Annotated in this window: 16 protein-coding genes; 7 read left to right on the top strand and 9 right to left on the bottom strand. The window is 60.1% G+C overall.

The window, feature by feature from the left end; all coding sequences use genetic code 11:
* Positions 1 to 14 precede the first annotated feature (14 nt).
* The 4 genes from Q7S58_RS10065 (at position 15) to Q7S58_RS10050 (ending at position 3,447) form a co-directional block, all read left to right on the top strand.
* Positions 15 to 1,172, top strand: a complete 1,158-nt coding sequence (locus Q7S58_RS10065; RefSeq protein WP_304824419.1) for a site-2 protease family protein — start codon at positions 15 to 17, stop codon at positions 1,170 to 1,172.
* Positions 1,173 to 1,691: 519 nt separating this feature from the next.
* Positions 1,692 to 2,432, top strand: coding sequence for a hypothetical protein (locus Q7S58_RS10060; RefSeq protein WP_304824416.1), 741 nt, complete (start codon positions 1,692 to 1,694; stop codon positions 2,430 to 2,432).
* A gap of 2 nt (positions 2,433 to 2,434) precedes the next feature.
* Positions 2,435 to 3,244 carry a hypothetical protein gene (locus Q7S58_RS10055; protein ID WP_304824413.1) on the top strand — a complete coding sequence of 270 codons (810 nt, stop codon included), beginning with the start codon at positions 2,435 to 2,437 and terminating at the stop codon, positions 3,242 to 3,244.
* Positions 3,232 to 3,447 carry a hypothetical protein gene (locus Q7S58_RS10050; RefSeq protein ID WP_304824410.1) on the top strand — a complete coding sequence of 72 codons (216 nt, stop codon included), beginning with the start codon at positions 3,232 to 3,234 and terminating at the stop codon, positions 3,445 to 3,447. The genes Q7S58_RS10055 and Q7S58_RS10050 overlap by 13 nt, the downstream gene beginning before the upstream one ends.
* Before the next feature lie 87 nt (positions 3,448 to 3,534).
* Here Q7S58_RS10050 and acs read toward each other — a convergent pair whose 3' ends face one another.
* Positions 3,535 to 5,493: an acetate--CoA ligase gene (gene acs / locus Q7S58_RS10045; RefSeq protein WP_304824407.1), complete on the bottom strand. Its 1,959-nt coding sequence runs from the start codon at positions 5,491 to 5,493 to the stop codon at positions 3,535 to 3,537.
* Between the two features lie 35 nt (positions 5,494 to 5,528).
* Positions 5,529 to 6,983, bottom strand: coding sequence for a DUF3536 domain-containing protein (locus Q7S58_RS10040; protein WP_304824406.1), 1,455 nt, complete (start codon positions 6,981 to 6,983; stop codon positions 5,529 to 5,531).
* Between the two features lie 466 nt (positions 6,984 to 7,449).
* Here Q7S58_RS10040 and Q7S58_RS10035 point away from each other — a divergent pair, with 466 nt between their 5' ends.
* Positions 7,450 to 8,931, top strand: coding sequence for a vanadium-dependent haloperoxidase (locus tag Q7S58_RS10035; RefSeq protein WP_304824403.1), 1,482 nt, complete (start codon positions 7,450 to 7,452; stop codon positions 8,929 to 8,931).
* A gap of 461 nt (positions 8,932 to 9,392) precedes the next feature.
* Here the strand turns inward: Q7S58_RS10035 and Q7S58_RS10030 are convergent, their stop codons facing one another.
* The 3 genes from Q7S58_RS10030 to Q7S58_RS10020 all read right to left on the bottom strand — a co-directional run bounded on the left by Q7S58_RS10030 (position 9,393) and on the right by Q7S58_RS10020 (position 11,727).
* Positions 9,393 to 9,815 carry a MaoC/PaaZ C-terminal domain-containing protein gene (locus Q7S58_RS10030; RefSeq protein ID WP_304824400.1) on the bottom strand — a complete coding sequence of 141 codons (423 nt, stop codon included), beginning with the start codon at positions 9,813 to 9,815 and terminating at the stop codon, positions 9,393 to 9,395.
* Between the two features lie 39 nt (positions 9,816 to 9,854).
* The gene (locus Q7S58_RS10025; protein WP_304824397.1) at positions 9,855 to 10,313 is read right to left on the bottom strand and encodes a MaoC family dehydratase N-terminal domain-containing protein; all 459 of its coding nucleotides are present in this window, start codon (positions 10,311 to 10,313) and stop codon (positions 9,855 to 9,857) included.
* Positions 10,314 to 10,515: 202 nt separating this feature from the next.
* Positions 10,516 to 11,727, bottom strand: coding sequence for a DNA sulfur modification protein DndB (locus Q7S58_RS10020; protein WP_304824394.1), 1,212 nt, complete (start codon positions 11,725 to 11,727; stop codon positions 10,516 to 10,518).
* Positions 11,728 to 12,001: 274 nt separating this feature from the next.
* On the opposite strand from Q7S58_RS10020, the gene Q7S58_RS10015 reads away from it, so the two are divergent.
* Positions 12,002 to 12,265, top strand: a complete 264-nt coding sequence (locus Q7S58_RS10015) for a hypothetical protein (protein WP_304824391.1) — start codon at positions 12,002 to 12,004, stop codon at positions 12,263 to 12,265.
* A gap of 132 nt (positions 12,266 to 12,397) precedes the next feature.
* Here the strand turns inward: Q7S58_RS10015 and Q7S58_RS10010 are convergent, their stop codons facing one another.
* From Q7S58_RS10010 to Q7S58_RS09995, 4 genes are all read right to left on the bottom strand, one after another.
* Positions 12,398 to 13,174: an SDR family NAD(P)-dependent oxidoreductase gene (locus tag Q7S58_RS10010; protein ID WP_304824388.1), complete on the bottom strand. Its 777-nt coding sequence runs from the start codon at positions 13,172 to 13,174 to the stop codon at positions 12,398 to 12,400.
* 340 nt (positions 13,175 to 13,514) lie between these two features.
* Entirely contained in the window at positions 13,515 to 13,964 is a 450-nt protein-coding gene (locus Q7S58_RS10005; protein WP_304824385.1) for a hypothetical protein, read from the bottom strand.
* Positions 13,965 to 14,306: 342 nt separating this feature from the next.
* Positions 14,307 to 15,341 carry a 6-phosphofructokinase gene (gene pfkA, locus Q7S58_RS10000; RefSeq protein WP_304824381.1) on the bottom strand — a complete coding sequence of 345 codons (1,035 nt, stop codon included), beginning with the start codon at positions 15,339 to 15,341 and terminating at the stop codon, positions 14,307 to 14,309.
* A 116-nt stretch (positions 15,342 to 15,457) separates the two neighbouring features.
* Positions 15,458 to 15,961: a lipopolysaccharide assembly protein LapB gene (locus Q7S58_RS09995; protein WP_304824378.1), complete on the bottom strand. Its 504-nt coding sequence runs from the start codon at positions 15,959 to 15,961 to the stop codon at positions 15,458 to 15,460.
* A 72-nt stretch (positions 15,962 to 16,033) separates the two neighbouring features.
* On the opposite strand from Q7S58_RS09995, the gene Q7S58_RS09990 reads away from it, so the two are divergent.
* Positions 16,034 to 16,705 (top strand): carbonic anhydrase, encoded by a 672-nt coding sequence (locus Q7S58_RS09990; RefSeq protein ID WP_304824375.1) that lies wholly within the window; start codon positions 16,034 to 16,036, stop codon positions 16,703 to 16,705.
* The last annotated feature ends 36 nt before the right edge of the window (positions 16,706 to 16,741 follow it).

Raw genomic sequence — 16,741 nt, 5'->3', positions numbered from 1 at the left:
CGCCACTATCAACGATGGACGAAGTCGCCTCACCCAAACGATCATCCGCGGTACTGGTTGAAATACCGCGCTATGCGGCGCCGACCGCGGCCGTGGATCGATCGATCGGGCCTCCGCGCATCCCGCCGCTGATCACCGTGCTGTTCCTGCTGACGATGCTGACCACCACGATGGCGGGCGCAATGATGGATGGCGAAGACTTCATGTTGGCGCATCCGATCGCTCTGACGGTCGCGCTGCTGCTGCATCCGATTTTGACGATCGTCGCACTGTTCGGGCATCCGTTCGCGACCCTCTCAGCGCTCGGCAACGGGCTCACCTTTTCGATTCCGCTGATGGCGATTCTGCTCGCGCATGAGATGGGTCATTACCTCACCGCGCGCAATCATCTCGTCGATACGACGCTGCCATATTTTATCCCCGCGCCGCCGTTGCCATTCATCACCGGCACCTTCGGCGCCTTCATCCGGATGAGATCGAATCCGCGCACGCGGCGCGCGATGTTCGATATTGGCGCCGCCGGTCCGTGGGCGGGCGTGCTGGTCGCGATTCCCGCGCTCATCATCGGACTCTATCTCTCCGACGTGACGCCGCTCGACAAATCGCAAGGCGGGTATGAACTCGGCAACTCGCTTCTGTTCCTCGGCCTTTCGCGGTTGGTGCTCGGCCTCGACCCGAACACGGTCAACGTGAACCTGCATCCTGCGGCTTTCGCGGGATGGCTCGGGTTGCTGGTCACTTCGATCAACCTGCTGCCGGTCGGCCAGCTCGACGGCGGCCACGTCACCTATGCGCTCTTCCCGCGGCGTCATCGCACCATCTCGATCCTGTTCGTGATCACGCTGATCCTGCTGGTGCTGGTGCCGCTGGCACTAGGCCGCAATCCCTGGTGGGGATGGATGCTGTGGGCGATCCTGTCGGTCGCGCTCGGCGTGGGGCATCCTTCGACGGCCGATCGCGACACGCCGCTCGATTCGCGCCGCACGATCGCGGCGTGGGCGACGATCGCGCTGTTCATCGTGACGTTCAGCCCGATGCCGATTTCACTGCATCTGCCGGAAGACAATCCGCATCAGGGTCCGCCGGGGCCGGGCAATGGCCACGCCGTCGAGGTGATGTCCCCCGCGCCGCACCACGATCGAATGATCGATCACCTCCGCATCCGCCTCTGATTCCTGCCGCTGCTTTGTATTTTCCGTCATCTTGAGCGGAGCCTGCCGTCCGATACCTCGCCCGTTATTTTACGGGAGAGGAGGCCCGCCGCTCTTGCGGCGGGTAGGTGAGGGTGCCGGATCGCCTGCAAGTGCACCAACCCAAGACTCTATTCATCTGCGATTTCGCTGCCACCGGCTTAGGCGGCTAGTCATGGAGAATCCGACACGAGAGTGCATTACCGCGCGATCCAGCACCCTCACCTGCCTCGTCGCGTTCCGCGACTTCGGCGCCCTCTCCCGTAAAATAACGGGATTATGTTAGGCTTGACACTCATGGTGCTGGTCGGCCACATGTGGGCGACAGGCCGGTGTTACTCCGAACTAAGGCGGACAGCGACGAAGTGTGAGGGGCTTCGATTCGGTGCGTTCAGTTGGGGAAGTTTTCACGGACATGAAGATCATGGCGTGTCCCTTTGCGGTGTCGCAAAAATCGGGACTGGGCTCTGTGGAAATCGTGAACGCGGTCGGACTGTGCTGGTGTTGAATAGCGAACGTTTGACAGTACTGCCCAAACGCGTCGGTGTAACTAATTCGACCTATAATATTAAAAATAGCCTGTCCCGCATCGATCCGCTCGCGATCATTGTGAGGAAAAGCAATATACGCGGCGTAAGGGAAACCGGGAGGTATCTGTATCCCCGGAAGATGCCGTTCTCGCCGATTAAAGCCCTGAAATTTAGGTACGCATTGTTGGACGGTATCGCCGATTTCTGCGACCACTGGCCAAAATTCGATCACGGTGTTTTCGGCGGTGGAAGCGCCGTAGTTGCGAAAATAGAGCACCAGTTGATCGGTGTCTTTTTCCCCGACAAAATCCGCAACTTGCCCGTTCGGCAACCCGAGATATACCGCCGCACGCTGCGTGCTTACGCCCAACTGATACTGCCACAACGTGAAAAGCATGAGCAGGCCGGTAAACCCGGCTATGAAAAAGTTCGTCCATGCTTGAGCACTTGGCCAAGTCAACGAGCATCTCATCGGGTTATTTGTATCGCGCTCGCGATAGTTTGGGTGGCGCTTCTTCTCTGGGGCTCTATTTTGCTTACTGACCGCAAAAATGGCGTTGGTGGATTGCTGCTCATCTTTGGCTGGTTGGTTATGTGGCTATGGGCTTCATATTGCATCTGCGTTGTGACAAGTAGGTATTCCCGCGACATGAGTTCACGTCCGAACATTGTTCTCTCGCGCGGCTCGAAAACAACATACGTTCGCGCTTAGGTATGGCTGTTGTGGGTCAATGGACCGACAAACAGTCTGTTTTCCATGTTTTCCATGCTCGTAATATCGAGAATCCAACAAAAATTTGTGGTGTAAAACGACTCCACGTTGAAAACGTCTCGATACTCAATTCGTCCGTATGCAACCAAGACTTTTTCAAGGCTAATCAGTTCTTTGTACAAGGTAGTCGATACGTCAAAGCCTTTGCTGAATTTACTAAGAACCTCGAATTGCACGCTCCCATTAGCAGGGACGCCCTGTCGTTCGAGGGGTTCTTCAAAAAGTCTATCGTCCCATCCACCGTGCCGCTCATGCCTGCCCGGCGAGTAGTCGGAACATTCGAACGGTTCGAAGCTGAGCAAGACTCTCTTTATGACCGCTGGCGTTCGTCCGTAATTCGTAAAGGTAACTATGGGGACGGGAACCTGTCGCACAATCGGAGAGTCTTCGTCATCTTGCAGACGCACGCTGAAATGAAACGCCTTATCGCCAAAATTCAAAACGCTGACGAACAAGTATGGTCGATCGGTGGTTATCGATTGCTTGATAGCCCGCCATTGTTGAATGGAAGTCCACCACAGGCCACCAGTAAAAAGCAGCAAAATGACAGTGGTGGCTATTTGAAATGGAACAGGCGGGCTTTCAGAGGATGGACGGTAGTAATTGTAGCTGTAGGAATAATTATTGGTGGTTGCGGGGGTTGGTTTGGAACCGCCTTGATTGCTAGGCGTCGATATTGGGCTGGTGGATGCCTCGCGGTGTGCTGCGGTGCGTTTACTTTTTTGTGCTGGATGTGGGCTTGGGTTTGGTGATTGCGCGTTTGCGTTTTTTACGGCGCTTAGAACTAATGCCGACGCTATCAGGATCAACACCGACCAAGGCTTTAATCGCTTCATGGAACGTCAATGGATGCAATGAAACCGGTTTCGCTTTTGGCATGACTTCTCACCTAATCGCAATCGATATTGACCACCTTTATCAACAAGTAGTTGGGCTGGCCTTGTCACTGCGCTGAGGCCGCCGCCAGTACTCTTTACGATGAGTGTCAAGCCTAACATACTCGCCTAAAGAACGGGCGAGGGATAGGACCGCGGCGCGCCGATTACTCGTCGTCGTCGCGCAATTTCGCGAGCACCGACAAATCCTCGAGCGTGCTGGTGTCGCCGACCGTCTCGTCGCCTGCCGCGATTTGCCGCAGCAGCCGCCGCATGATCTTGCCGCTGCGCGTTTTCGGCAGCGAGTCGGTGAAGCGAATCTCGTCGGGCCGCGCGAGCGCTCCGATCTCCTTCACGACGTGCGCGCGCAATTGCTCGCGCAACTTGTCGTCGCCGGTGCGTCCGCCTTCCAGCGTGACGAATGCCACGACGCCCTGCCCTTTCATCGCGTCGGGACGGCCGACGCAGGCCGCTTCCGCCACCGTCTCGTGCGAGACCAGCGCGCTCTCGATTTCCATCGTGCCGAGCCGATGCCCCGACACGTTGATCACGTCGTCCACCCGCCCCATGATCCAGAAGTAGCCGTCCGCGTCGCGGCGCGCGCCGTCGCCGGTGAAGTAGCACTGATCGATCTGCACGAAGTACTGGCTCTTGTAGCGCTCCGGATCGCGATAGATCGTCCGCAGCATCCCTGGCCACGGCCGCCGCACGATCAGCAAGCCGCCTTGATTCGCGCCGACGCTCGCGCCGTCGCGCGTGACGATATCCGCTGCGATTCCCGGCATCGGCAGCGTCGCCGAGCCGGGCTTGGCCGCGACCGCGCCGGGCATCGGGCTGATCATGATTCCGCCGGTCTCGGTCTGCCACCAGGTATCGACGATCGGGCATCGCTCGCCGCCGATCACTTTGCGATACCACATCCACGCCTCGGGATTGATCGGCTCGCCGACTGTGCCGAGGAGTCTCAGGCTCGACAAATCATGCTTCGTCACCCACGACTCGCCCCATTTGATGAACGTGCGAATCGCCGTCGGCGCCGTATAGAAGATGCTGATGTGATACTTTTCGATTATTCGCCAGAAGCGATCGTTCTCCGGAAAATTCGGCGCGCCTTCGTACATCAAGACCGTCGCGCCCGCCGCGAGCGGCCCATAAACGGTGTAGCTATGGCCCGTCACCCAGCCGATATCGGCGGTGCACCAGTAGATGTCGTCTTCCTTGAGATCGAACACCCACTTCATCGTCATCAGCGTATGCGTCAAGTATCCGCCGATCGTATGCACCACACCTTTCGGCTTGCCGGTCGTGCCCGACGTGTAAAGCGTGTACAGCGGATGCTCCGAATCGAGTTCGGCCGCCTCGCACTTTTTCGATTGCGCCGGCACCAGTTCATCCCACCAGACGTCGCGCCCCTTGCGCATCTCGATCTTGTTGCCGACGCGCTTCAGCACCAGCACCTTGCGCACCGAGGGGCACTTCTTCAGCGCTTCATCGACGTTCTGCTTCAGCTCGACGATTTGCCCGCGCCGCCATCCGCCGTCCGCCGTGATGCACACCTTCGCTTCCGCGTCGTTGATTCGATCGGCCAGCGCCTCGGCCGAGAAGCCGCCGAACACCACCGAATGGATCGCGCCGATTCGAGCGCACGCGAGCATCGCGATCGCCGCCTCCGGCACCATCGGCATATAGATCGCCACGCGGTCGCCGTCCTTGACGCCGAGGCTCTTCAGCGCATTGGCGCATCGCGCGACCTCGTCCGCGAGCATCTGGTAGGTGAGCACGCGCGAATCGCCGGGCTCGCCTTCCCAAATCAGGGCGGCCTTGTTCCGGCGCGCTCCTTCAAGATGGCGATCGAGGCAATTGTAAGCGGCGTTGATCGTGCCGCCGACGAACCATTTGGCGAACGGAAAATTCCATTCGAGCGTTTTGCCGAATGGTTTGAACCAATGCAGGTTGCGGGCGCATTCCGCCCAGAATTTATCGGGGTCGCTATCGGCGCGGCGGCGCAGTTCCTCGTATTCGGCGAGGCTTTTCACCGACGCGCGCGCGCTGAATTCGGGCGGGGGCGGAAACTTCCGCACCTCGCTCAAGACTGAGTCGATATGTGACGATTCGTTCGAGGGCATTTTGATTGATCCGAAAAATTAGACCTGCCGCAAAGTTAAACTCGCCCCCGAGCTTCGCGCGTTTTGAGGCTGAGGTACAGACTTGCGGCGTTGCTATTGTCGTGGATGCCCGAATTTATTTCGCGCAGCCGCTCGAGCAACTCGAACTCGATACTCGCGCTGTGCTCTGCCGCAAGTTCGACCGCGCGCGCGGCCCAACGCAGCGTGCAGCGCCCTTCATGCCCGCTGAAATCGTCGAAGAACCACCCGCAACTCGTGAGCGACGCCTGCCCTGCGCGGATCATCTCGAACAGCCGGAGCAGCGTCTCGCGATTGGACTCGTTGAGCACCTGGTAGCGGGTGAAAAATTCGTCGTGAATCGCGGGATTGCGATCGATCAGCAGGCGGATTCCGTCGCACAGCGCCGCGCGATGCTCTTTCACGATCGCCGGCGCAAAGCGATCGTAAACTGCCTCGGTGTGATTCTTCACGAACTCCATCGCGGCGCGAAACGGCTCGCGCCACTCCTGCGACGTGTTGGTATCGAGCCGGCATCCGCAATCCGAGCGCCATCGCTCCACGCCATGCGGACAGCTCCACGACGACGCGCTCGCGATCTCGAACGCGCCGCGCGCCGGATGATGCTCGAGGTACTCGGCGCAGTTGGTTAGGATCACATCCTCGCGCCGTTCGAGCAGAATCAGCGCGCGCGCGAGTTCTGCCGCGCCGTGCTTATTATGATGCCCAAACGTCTCCCCGTCCGTCGCAATCACCAGCGCCGCGCCGGGTTGCAGGCTGAGCGCGGTTACGGCGATCCATTCGGCAAGGCGCGCGCCGTCCGCCAATCCCTCGCCAAACGAAATTGTTCCTGAAAGCTCGCGATCGGAACGGAAGATCGTGAGGCTCAAATCGCCGCCGCGCCACAGAAACGGCCCGCCCGAGCGGCTGTCTGCCTCCGGGCCATGCCACCTTCCCTGGTCGGCGGCGAGAATGACGAATTTCAGGCCCGCCGCCGCGATCGAGGCCAGCGTATCGTCATCGGCTGCGCACTCGGGCAACCACATCCCCATCGGCCGGCGCCCGAATCGAAAAACAAAGTCCTCGATTCCCCAGTGAATCTGCAGCTCGCGATCGCGCGCCGGCAGCAGCGGCAGAATCGAATGAATGTACGGATGCGCGAGCGCATTGCCGTGGCCGCCGCGATGCTCGCTCGAAAGACTGTCGCCGCGCTTTATGGCGCGATAGGCCGCCTTGCCGTGCGTCTCCAGCCATCCTGCCAGCGTCGGCCCGAAGTCGAAGCTGAGCGCCTCATAGTTGTTGCGGACGTGAACCACCGGCCCTTCCATCGTGTGCGCGTGGGCATTGGCGGTGTAGCATTCGCTGAGTATCAGCTCATTCCAGTTCTGGAAGGGCGCGGCGCCATGCTCGGGCGCGATCAGGCCGGTCCACGGACTTTCCCGTGGCGGCTGATAGAAATGGCCGTGGATTATAACGTACCGGGGTTCGCTCATCGGAATGTGTTTGATGCTCCTCCGCCACGCGCTGCGAGGCAATCAATGCCTAACTTGGCTACTGACCGCACTTGTTTGACTGATTCTGCCTAACTAATCAAGCGGAACGAAAGATTGTTTGAAGATTCTTCAACAGAAACGAGGTGGAGCATCGGGAGGGTCCGTTTGAAGAGCCTAAGCTCCCGATTTTGCGGCGAAATCGCTCAGTCGTTGCGGATCAAGCCGGTCACGCCGGCGAGGAAAATCGCGCTCAACAGCCATCCCGCGGATGACGCTGTCAGACGAATCTTGCTTTTACACAATAGGACAAGGCCCCGCCAGAGTTGAATCTATCTATTCAAGTCGTCTGACGCTCGGAAGCTCGTTTTCGTGCGAAGAGCGAGTTCCGCTTGTCATGCGTGCGCCGTTCGGGTTACGAGAAGGCGTCGCAGGCGAAGTTTCATTCTCGCAGCGGGGGACAACTGTGATGATCGGTATCTCGAGGCGCAGGCCGCGTCTGGTTGCGCTGGCTATCGTCGTTCTTTCAATTGGACTGACTGGATATCGCGGGGAGGCGAAGGCTTCTGGCGCTCATCATTCGAGCGGAGTGGCGCTGCTCCGGCGCTGGAACCAGATCGCGATCGACGCGAGCGGCCTCGATCACACTCCGCCGGCGCCGGGCGAGACCCGGTTGTTCGGTGAGCAGATCGGCCCCGGCCGCGCGAGCCGCGCGATGGCGATCGTTCATATTGCGATGTTCGACGCGATCAACGCGATCAGCGGCAAGTGCCGGACCTACACTGGAATTCACCGCGCGCCCGCAGCCTCGATGGATTCCGCGATCGTGCAGGCCGCGCATGACACGCTGTCTGCGCTGTTCCCCTCGCAGGCGCCGACGTTCGACACCCTGCTGGTCCAAGACTTGACCACGATGCGGCCGGGCCAGCGCAACGCCAAAGCAAAGGGCATCGCCTTGGGCCATCGTGCGGCCAGCGCGATCCTCGGGATGCGCGCCAACGACGGCTCGCAGATTCCCGAACCGCACATGGGTGTCGATTTCATCCCGAGCCTCCTGCCCGGGATGTGGCGCCAGGATCCGATCAGCCTGCTAGGGCTAGCGCTGGGCGCGTACTGGGGCGACGTCCAGCCCTTCGTGCTCGCTTCATCGAGCCAGTTTCGCGCACCGGTTCCGCCCGCGCTGACCAGCGCCGAATACACCTCCGCATACGACGAGGAGAAGAGCATCGGCGGCGACGGGATCGGCACTCCGACCGTGCGCACTCCCGAGCAGACCGTGATCGGCACCTTCTGGGCCTACGACGGCACGCCGAGCCTCTGCGCGCCGCCGCGCCTGTACAATCAGATCACGGTGCATATCGCCGACCAGATTGGCACCAGTGCCGACGTCGTGCAGTTCTCGCGACTGCTCGCGCTGGTCAATACGTCGATGGCCGACGCGGGCATCGCGATTTGGGAATCGAAGTACTTCTACCAGTACTGGCGTCCGGTCGCCGGCATCCAGGAGTCGGACCCGGGCACCGGTCCGACCGGGCTGGGCGACGGCAATCCGGCCACGATCGGCGATCCGGCATGGTCGCCTCTAGGCGCGCCCGCCAGCAATCTGATTGCGGTGAACTTCACGCCGCCCTTCCCTGCCTACCCGTCAGGGCATGCTGGCTTTGGCGGCGCGCTGTTCGAGACTCTGCGCCACTTTTATGGAACAGACCAGATTGCCTTCCGGTTCATGTCCGATGAATTCAACGGCGTCACCAAGGATCATAACGGTGTGCCGCGGCCCAAGGTTACCCGCCGTTACGGATCGCTGTCGCAAGCCGAGGAGGAAAACGGCCAGAGCCGGATTTATCTCGGCATCCACTGGCGCTTCGACAAGACTGAGGGTATCGCGCAGGGCCGCAAGGTCGGCGATTGGGTGTTCGACCACGCATTCACGCCGAAAAAGAGCAAGTGAGGCGACGCGCAGAGTCTGAGAATTTTTTTGAGCGAAGGCTGCCTTTCTTTCCCTCGCCCGCTTGGTTGCGGGAGAGGTCGCGCACGGCGGAAAGCCGGGCGCGGGTGAGGGTGCAGTCGCCACTCGCACAAGTCGAAAAGATCTCTGTCGGCAAATTATTTCTGTGACTCTGAGCGAAGCGAAGAATCCCGGATCTTTTTGCTGGCTTTGTTCATCTGCCGACTACACCCTCACCCGCCTCATCGCTGACGCGCTTCGGCGACCTCTCCCGCAACCAAGCGGGCGAGGTGTTCGGAGCGATCTTCTCGCCCCCTTTACTGACAGCGCGTGGCGCGCAACTTCATTCCCGGGGGAAGCCCCATCTTAATTTTAATGCGATTCGGCCCTCCGGCCCGAAGTCAGCTTCGCGTTGAGGTTTCGGAAATTCTTCTCTTTTCCTTTTCTTCTGCCCGCTTATCTCTCTAGGCGCACGCGGCGCGGAAGCTGCCTCTGATCGCGGGCTCGCCTTTCTGATTCAGCACGATCAGGTCGCCTTCGATCTGCTTCTCGCCGTTCGCCTCGGTCTTGCCGGTGACCTTGCCGGTCAAGGTCACGACGTCGCCGGGCCATACGCGCGTCGCAAACCGCACCTGGAAGCGGCGCACGTTGCCGACGCCCACGTAGTCGGTGACCGCCTTCGACAGCAGCCCCGCGGTGTACATCCCCTGCGCGAACACGGTCGGGATTCCCGCCGTCTCGACGAACGTCTGATCGTAGTGCAGTGGCACGAAATCGCCCGATGCGCCCGCATAGCGCACGAAATCGGGACGCGTCACGCCCTCGATCACGATTTTTGGAATCTCGTCGCCAACCTTGACCGATTCAAATTTCAGCTTTGCCGCCATTTTATTTCTCCGCTTGAAGGTGTGTTTGCCGATCCGCCGCTATGCCTTCACCGCTTGTCCGGTTTCGATCAGCGTCGCGCGCGCGGTGGCGACTTTTTCGCCCTTCTGATTGGTGTAAGTGGTTTCGGTGACGAGAAACGTCATCTTGCCGCCGCGTCCGCCTTCCTTCTCGAACAGGTCGGCGATTTTGGTCACGCCGGTCAGCGTATCGCCGACGAAGATCGGCTTGAAGAATTCGAAGTCCTGCTCGCCGTGCAGGATGCGCCTGAGATCGAAGCCGCCGAAGCCGGGGCTCGAAGTCTCGTCAGTCCAGAACGCGCTGGTCTGCAGGAAGGTGACCGGCACCGGCACTCCGCCGAGTTCCTTCTTCGCCAGTTCCTGATCGAAGTAGAGCGGATTGGGATCCTTGATCGCGCGGGCGAACTCGCGCACCTTGCTCCAATCGACGTGCATCGTAAATGGTTTGCCGGTCTTGCCGATCACACTTTTATCTGGCATCTGGGTATTTCCTCTCTTTTTCGCTTTTTCGGGCTTCGTCTCTTCTCTTTCGCGCGTTCTTCACGCTATCGGAGTTTTCGGCGTACCACGCCCCGCCCTCTGGCGACAAGCTCATCGCGACCGAATAACGATTCTCTCTGTGAAATGCAAAGAGCCCGAGCTGAGAGGCCCGGGCTCTTTGGCGTAACTGATGTAGGCGGCGTTATGGCTGTGCTTGTATCTCGTCCGAGATGACAGAGTCTACGGCCTGATGACGAATTCTTTTGTAGCCTAACGAATTAGGATCGTTGAGCGCAGAGTAAACGGCGTACGCCGTTTCCTTGCTTCCGCCAACTGAGAAATTGCCTTTCGGCGTGAACTTTCCCGCGATGCCTTCCCACTGTTTGCCCCGCGTCCAATCTACACCGCTCAAACGCTCAATCAGCAACTGCCTCTTCGAGGCGCGTTCGGCTGCATCCAAGTTAAGCAATTCATGACCAACTGCGCCGATTGCAGCGAGCACTGCGGGAGCGGATGCCAAGCTCTGCGGATCCTCCATCGCGGGTCCGATCGCGGACGTCACCTCGCGCAGCCATTCCGTCGCAACTTCCCTGATTGCTGGAATTAGTTTCTCATCCACTGGCACGGGTCTCGTGCCATACTGTACGCCGCGGATCCCTTCAGCCAATGTAATGCATGCACCTCTCAAAGCAGTGATCGTCACGACTTCATAATCGTTCTTCCCCAACTGTCGTCGCACTTTGTTTACCCGTCCCTTGAAGAAGGGGACCGCCACTTCGATTTCACGAGTTATCTGGGTCAACGGGTCGTGCGAGTCCATGGCAATTATCAGAGCCGCGTTGGGTTGAACGGCAAGCGCGTTGAGATCGTGAAAACACTGAGACGCCCAAACGTGATCGCGCCCATGGCAAATGTAAACTGGCACGAAATCTTTCTTGGTATCCGGATCAATATTGGCAGCCTCGTAGCGCGCAGCGAGTTGTGTCTCTCCATCGATCGCGACTAATCGTTGCTCCCACGGAATTTGGATGAAGCCCATCCCCCTGCTGTCGATTTGCGTCTTCAACGGTTCTTCAGAATAGAGGACGATAGGAGGAGTTAGTCCGTCCTGATTGAGTTTGCTGACGCCGACGATATAGCGCGCGTAGCTGGGCACGTTCTTGGCCTTCGCACCGACAAACATCCTCTGAACCTCTGAGCGCACTTGTGCCAGCACCTGCAATTCCTTGCTCCCATCTACGCGCTTCCGGTTTTCGGTCTCGCGCGGATCTGGTGCAATTTGGAAAAGCTGCGATGCTCGTACTCGACCCAAGAAGCGAACGTCATCCAACTTAACGCCCGCGACCATGTGACCATCCGTCTCGTTGAGCTTGCTGTCTGCGCCGGTTTGAAGTGTTTGAGATTCTTCTGGCATCTGATTCTCCCTTTCAGCAATGTTATTTAGGCGTTTCCATGCACTGAAGGGCTTATATCGAACCCAACGCCCTAATGTCAAGCCCCGAGTTGGCAAAATCTTCACTCGAGGCACTATTTTTACAGTCAAACCACGATTCAGATGCTGAAATGAATCTAGAGTCATAATTTATATGCGCATCTGAGACCCTAGTAGTCGATTGTAAAACTGCTACAAGTCAGATATATGGATGGTCGCGTGTCTTAATCCGCCGTCCGAGCAAGGAGAATCGCCAATGATTTTATTTGTTTGTCCGAAATGCGGGTACGCCGACATCAACGAACTTTCGCTCTGCGTCGTAACCAACCGCGTCAGCAAATGGAGCGAGACGGGCGAGCCTGAAGACTACGATGCGGGCGAAGTCGATTGGGAATCTGAAATGCCCTATGACACTCTGAATCTGCCCGATCACAAACCAAAGACTACCTTCGAATGCGGCCGGTGTGCTGCGCAGTTCGAAACTCCCAAGCCCGCCGAGCGAGCCCAGCTTCCACGCTGAACTCGCCCAGAATGACGGAGAGCGAGCAGAAGAAGAAAACAGGAGCCGGGATTCCTCGCGCGGCAGCCACGCGCGGGAATGACAGACGGCCGCGGCGACAACAATTCACAGACTCTCAGCTAAGCCTCAGCTCTACTCGGAGGCGGCGGGGGCCTGGCCGCCATCGACGATCAGCAGCGCGCCCGTGATGTAACTCGACGCCGCCGACGCCAGGAAAATGCACGGATACGCGATCTCCTCGACCGTGCCGAATCGCCCCAGCGCGCGCGACCTCGCCACCATCTCCTTGACCTTCGGATTCGGCCACACGCGCGGCGCCGCGCCTTCCGTATCGATCGGCCCGGGCGCGATACAATTCACGCGGATGCCTTTCGAGCCCCACTCGCTCGCATGCGACACCGTGAGGTTGATCACGCCGGCTTTCGACGCGCCGTACGGCAGCATCGTGGCCGAGCCGTGCACGCCCGCGGTCGATGAGATGTTGATAATCGCGCCGCCGCTTTTCTGCTCGATAAACTGGCGCGCCGCCGACTTCGAACAGAAGAAAACGCCGTCGAGATTGATCGCCACCACCGCGCGCCATCCGTTGGGAGAGAGTTGCATCGTCGGGGTCGTGATGCTCGCGCCGTGATTGTTGATGAGCGTATCGATGCGGCCGAAATGGGTGACCGCCGCCGCAACCATCTGATCGCACTGAGCGGCGTCGCGCACGTCGCATTGCGCCATCTCGCATTTGCCGCCGGCGGCGCGAATCTCGTCGCGCACGCGCTCCAGGTTTTCGACCTTGCGGCTCGCGATCAGCACCTGCGCGCCGCGCGCGGCGAACTCCCGGGCGATCGATTCGCCGATTCCGGTGCCGCCGCCGGTCACGATAGTGACGTTGCCTTCGACGCTAAATGGATCTTTCAAGATGAGAGTTCCTCCTGGACGTGCTCGTTCATGGATCGCGTGCTGAATGATAGCGCCGATTCGAGTCGGACTGGCGCAGCGGCGATCCCGCAGCGACTATATCTGTGATTTCGCGGGGATGCGAAGAATCGGGCTGTCGAGCTTGGTCAGGAAAAACACAGGCTAAAGCCTGTGCCACCTCTGAGTCCGAACACAGGCTAAGGCACTGTGCCTCCTCTGAGACAGTCCGTATGGCACAGGCTTTATCCTGTGCAAGCTGGATCGTGTGGCACAGGCTTTAGCCTGTGGATTCTTGTGGCACAGGCTTTAGCCTGTGGAGACTGGATCGGCAACGTCGTACTTACGCGGGGATCGAGTTCGATGCGCGACGGCGGCGATGACTCATATGCTTGTCGCGGGGCGTGATCTTGAGCCTCAAATGCGGGGTGGCGCGCGGTCCGGCGTCGCGGCTCATCCCGTGCTTCCACAGGACCATCCGGCGCCGCAGCACTCCCGGATTGATTTCCAGCGCGTCGCAGACCGTCTCGAAGCTGAACGGATGCGGCGCGCCTGGGCCCGCCATTATCCAGCGCTCGGCATCGACATAAAGCATGCGTTTTCGCGTACTTCGCGACATTACGCCTTGTTGATAGACGTTGATCGCATCCGCGAGCAGGGCCAGCATCAGGCGCTGTTCCCCGGTCAGGCGATGGCCCCCGGAAAGGTCGAAGTATTGGCACGGGAGAATCTGGTTCAGGCCGACCGCGCGCTCGACGGCGATGTCGGAACTAAGCTGGAAGCCTTCAGACATGTCCAACGCCCACGGGGATGCTAACGTCGCGCGCGGAGCATCGATGCCCCCCGCGAGACCTCATCGTCCGCGATGAGAATAATTCCCCAGACGTCGAGATAACCATCGAGCCCCGCAATTTGTTCCCGCAGTCCGCCGGTGCGGCTCAGTTTACCCGAGAACACGGTACGATCAGGCGGAGCTTTCGCGACGCGCGAGCGCAGCGGAGCCGATTCGGGCCGGAGCGCCGAATCGCAGTTTAATTAAGAGCCCCGAGGCGGAACGGACGCGAAGCCGACCTCGGGCCAAGGGGCCGAGTCGCGACTGAAACAGAGTCGAGGGAATCCGGCTGGAAATCCGAAATCAAGTGGATAGCTGATGCACCAAATCGATCAGCGACGAATCGAGCTTGCGCTCGCGGGCGGCGGCTTCGGCCAGCGGAATCCGTACGATTTCGCCGCGCGTCTCGGCAATCAGGCTCGACGCCTCGCCTTCAAGTATCGCTTTAACTGCTTCGATACCCATGCGGCTCGCGAGCAGGCGATCGCGCGCGGTCGGCGCGCCGCCGCGTTGCACGTGGCCGAGCACCACGACGCGCGCATTCACTTTCAATCGCTCGGTGAGCGCCGCCGCGACCGGCATCACGCCGCCCGTCCTGGGACCCTCCGAAACGACGATTATCGACGAGCGCTTGCCGCGGCGATGACTCTCCTCGACGCGATTGCAGATGTCGTCGAGATTTACCGGGATCTCCGGCACGACGACCGCCTCGGCGCCGCCGCCAATCGCCACTTCGAGCGCGATAAAGCCCGAATCGCGGCCCATCACCTCGATGCAAAAGACCCGCTCGTAGGCGAAGGCGGTATCGCGGATGCGGTCGATCGCCTCGAGCGCGGTATTCACCGCGGTGTCGAAGCCGATCGAAAAATCTGTCGCCGGGATATCGTTATCGATCGAGGCGGGCACCGCGAACACGCGCACGCCGGTTTCATTGGCGAAGACGGTGGCGCCGACGATCGATCCCTCGCCGCCGATCACGATCAGCGCACTGATTCCGCGCCGCTTGAGATTGTTGGCGGCGCGTGCGCGGCCCTCGCGCGAGCGGAAATCATCCGAGCGCGAGGTCTCGAGAAAGGTTCCGCCGCGCTGCACGATATTGGCGACCGAGCGGCCGCTCAGCGGTTCCGCGAGATCCTTGATCAGGCCGTCGTAGCCGCGGCGGAAGCCGAACACGTAGATTTCCGCGTTGACGGCCGCGCGCACCACCGCGCGGATCGCGGCGTTCATCCCGGGCGCGTCGCCACCCGCGGTCAGAATACCGATCGGGCCGCTCGCTGCAGTCGCGCTGGCGTCGGCGCCATCGATTGAGGCGGCTTCGTTTTCCTGCTCGTCGTTCATCGGGAAAATCGCATCTGGAATGTTGCATCGCGAATCGCGCGGCGATCGATGCGATCTCGAATCTAACCAGATAGCCGACCTGAACCAACCGGCGCGTCGGCGCGGCGCTCGATTCGTCAGGGCAGCCGCGACGCTTGTAATCGCACCAGCGCGTCTTGCGCCTGCGTTTGCGCGTTGCTGACGGTGACGGTGTTGGCGTTCGCCACCTTGCGATAATGCTTGACCGCCGACGCGTTGTCGCCCAGCGCCTCGTACGCGCGCGCGACGTTCAACTCAGCGCGCTCGTCGGTGGGGCACGCCGTCAGCGCATCCTGGTAGTAGCCGAGCGCCTTGCCGAAATCGCCGGCCGCAAAGCGTTCGCCGCCGCGCTGAGTCGCGGTCGTCTCGACGCCCTTGTCGCATCCAGTCGAGTTGCTCGCGACTCCGGGCGTGTAGCCCGCCGCTTGACCGGCCTTAAGCGCCTCGATTTGCTGCTGCATCTGCTCGATCTGAGTTTGCTGCTGCTGCACCAGTTGCTTGTTGGCTTCGATTTGACTGTCGCCGCATCGAGTCAGCAATATCGCGGCGAGAGCGGCAGCGAGCGGCGGAAGAGCGCGGGCGATCAGCTTGCGATTGCGCATTGTCTAAATACTGGCGGATGTGTATGCGGTGTCAATGCCATGCGAGAATCATCCGGCGGAGAACTGCACAACATGAGACGAAAGCCTGATCTGAAGCTTCTTCTACTGACTGCGATCGCGTTCGCAATAATTTCCGGCACTGCTCTCAGAGCCGACGAACATCCTCCCGGCGTCAGCGCGTCCGAGAGCTTGCGGATGCTGCTGGAAGGCAATCAGCGTTTCATCAGCGGCAAAATGACGCATCCCGATCAGACCACGGCGCGGCGCGTCGAGCTTGTCAGGGGGCAGCATCCGTTTGCCGCGATCCTCGCCTGCTCGGACTCGCGCACCGCGCCCGAGATACTTTTCGATCGCGGCCTCGGTGACATCTTCGTCGCGCGCGTCGCGGGCAACGTCGCGGACCAGGTCGTGATCGAGAGCCTCGACTATGCGGTGAAGCATCTCGGCGTGCGGCTCATGATGATACTGGGTCATCGGCGATGCGGCGCCGTCACCGCCGCGGTGATCGGTCATGACGAGCCGGGCGACGTCGGCCCGATGCTGTCCGAGTTGCGCCCCGCGGTCGAAGCGTCGAAGGGCGAGCCGGGCGACCCGGTCGAAAATGCGATTCGCGAAAACGTCAAGCTGGTCGTGACGAAACTCGCCGACTCGCCCGAGCTATCTGCGATGGTGAAATCTCGCGAGCTGAAGGTGGTCGGCGGCATCTACGATCTCGACTCGGGCAAGATCGAGATGCTCCCGTAGGTTTCGAGCCGCCACTCCGTCATTCCTGGTCTTCGA

It is taken from the genome of Candidatus Binatus sp., assembly GCF_030646925.1.
Lineage (GTDB): Bacteria > Desulfobacterota > Binatia > Binatales > Binataceae > Binatus.
The sequence above is the reverse complement of the archived record's forward strand: the minus strand, read 5'-3'. Positions and strand labels throughout refer to the sequence as shown.

Bases quoted from the DNA above. Each gene is read 5' to 3' on its own strand.
- Q7S58_RS10040 (WP_304824406.1), bottom strand. From the start codon at position 6,983: ATGAGCGAACCCCGGTACGTTATAATCCACGGCCATTTCTATCAGCCG.
- Q7S58_RS10030 (WP_304824400.1), bottom strand. From the start codon at position 9,815: ATGGCGGCAAAGCTGAAATTTGAATCGGTCAAGGTTGGCGACGAGATT.
- Q7S58_RS10065 (WP_304824419.1), top strand. From the start codon at position 15: ATGGACGAAGTCGCCTCACCCAAACGATCATCCGCGGTACTGGTTGAA.
- Q7S58_RS09990 (WP_304824375.1), top strand. From the start codon at position 16,034: ATGAGACGAAAGCCTGATCTGAAGCTTCTTCTACTGACTGCGATCGCG.
- Q7S58_RS10055 (WP_304824413.1), top strand. From the start codon at position 2,435: ATGGCTGTTGTGGGTCAATGGACCGACAAACAGTCTGTTTTCCATGTT.
- Q7S58_RS10020 (WP_304824394.1), bottom strand. From the start codon at position 11,727: ATGCCAGAAGAATCTCAAACACTTCAAACCGGCGCAGACAGCAAGCTC.
- acs (WP_304824407.1), bottom strand. From the start codon at position 5,493: ATGCCCTCGAACGAATCGTCACATATCGACTCAGTCTTGAGCGAGGTG.
- Q7S58_RS10015 (WP_304824391.1), top strand. From the start codon at position 12,002: ATGATTTTATTTGTTTGTCCGAAATGCGGGTACGCCGACATCAACGAA.
- Q7S58_RS10025 (WP_304824397.1), bottom strand. From the start codon at position 10,313: ATGCCAGATAAAAGTGTGATCGGCAAGACCGGCAAACCATTTACGATG.
- Q7S58_RS10035 (WP_304824403.1), top strand. From the start codon at position 7,450: ATGATCGGTATCTCGAGGCGCAGGCCGCGTCTGGTTGCGCTGGCTATC.
- Q7S58_RS09995 (WP_304824378.1), bottom strand. From the start codon at position 15,961: ATGCGCAATCGCAAGCTGATCGCCCGCGCTCTTCCGCCGCTCGCTGCC.
- pfkA (WP_304824381.1), bottom strand. From the start codon at position 15,341: ATGAACGACGAGCAGGAAAACGAAGCCGCCTCAATCGATGGCGCCGAC.
- Q7S58_RS10005 (WP_304824385.1), bottom strand. From the start codon at position 13,964: ATGTCTGAAGGCTTCCAGCTTAGTTCCGACATCGCCGTCGAGCGCGCG.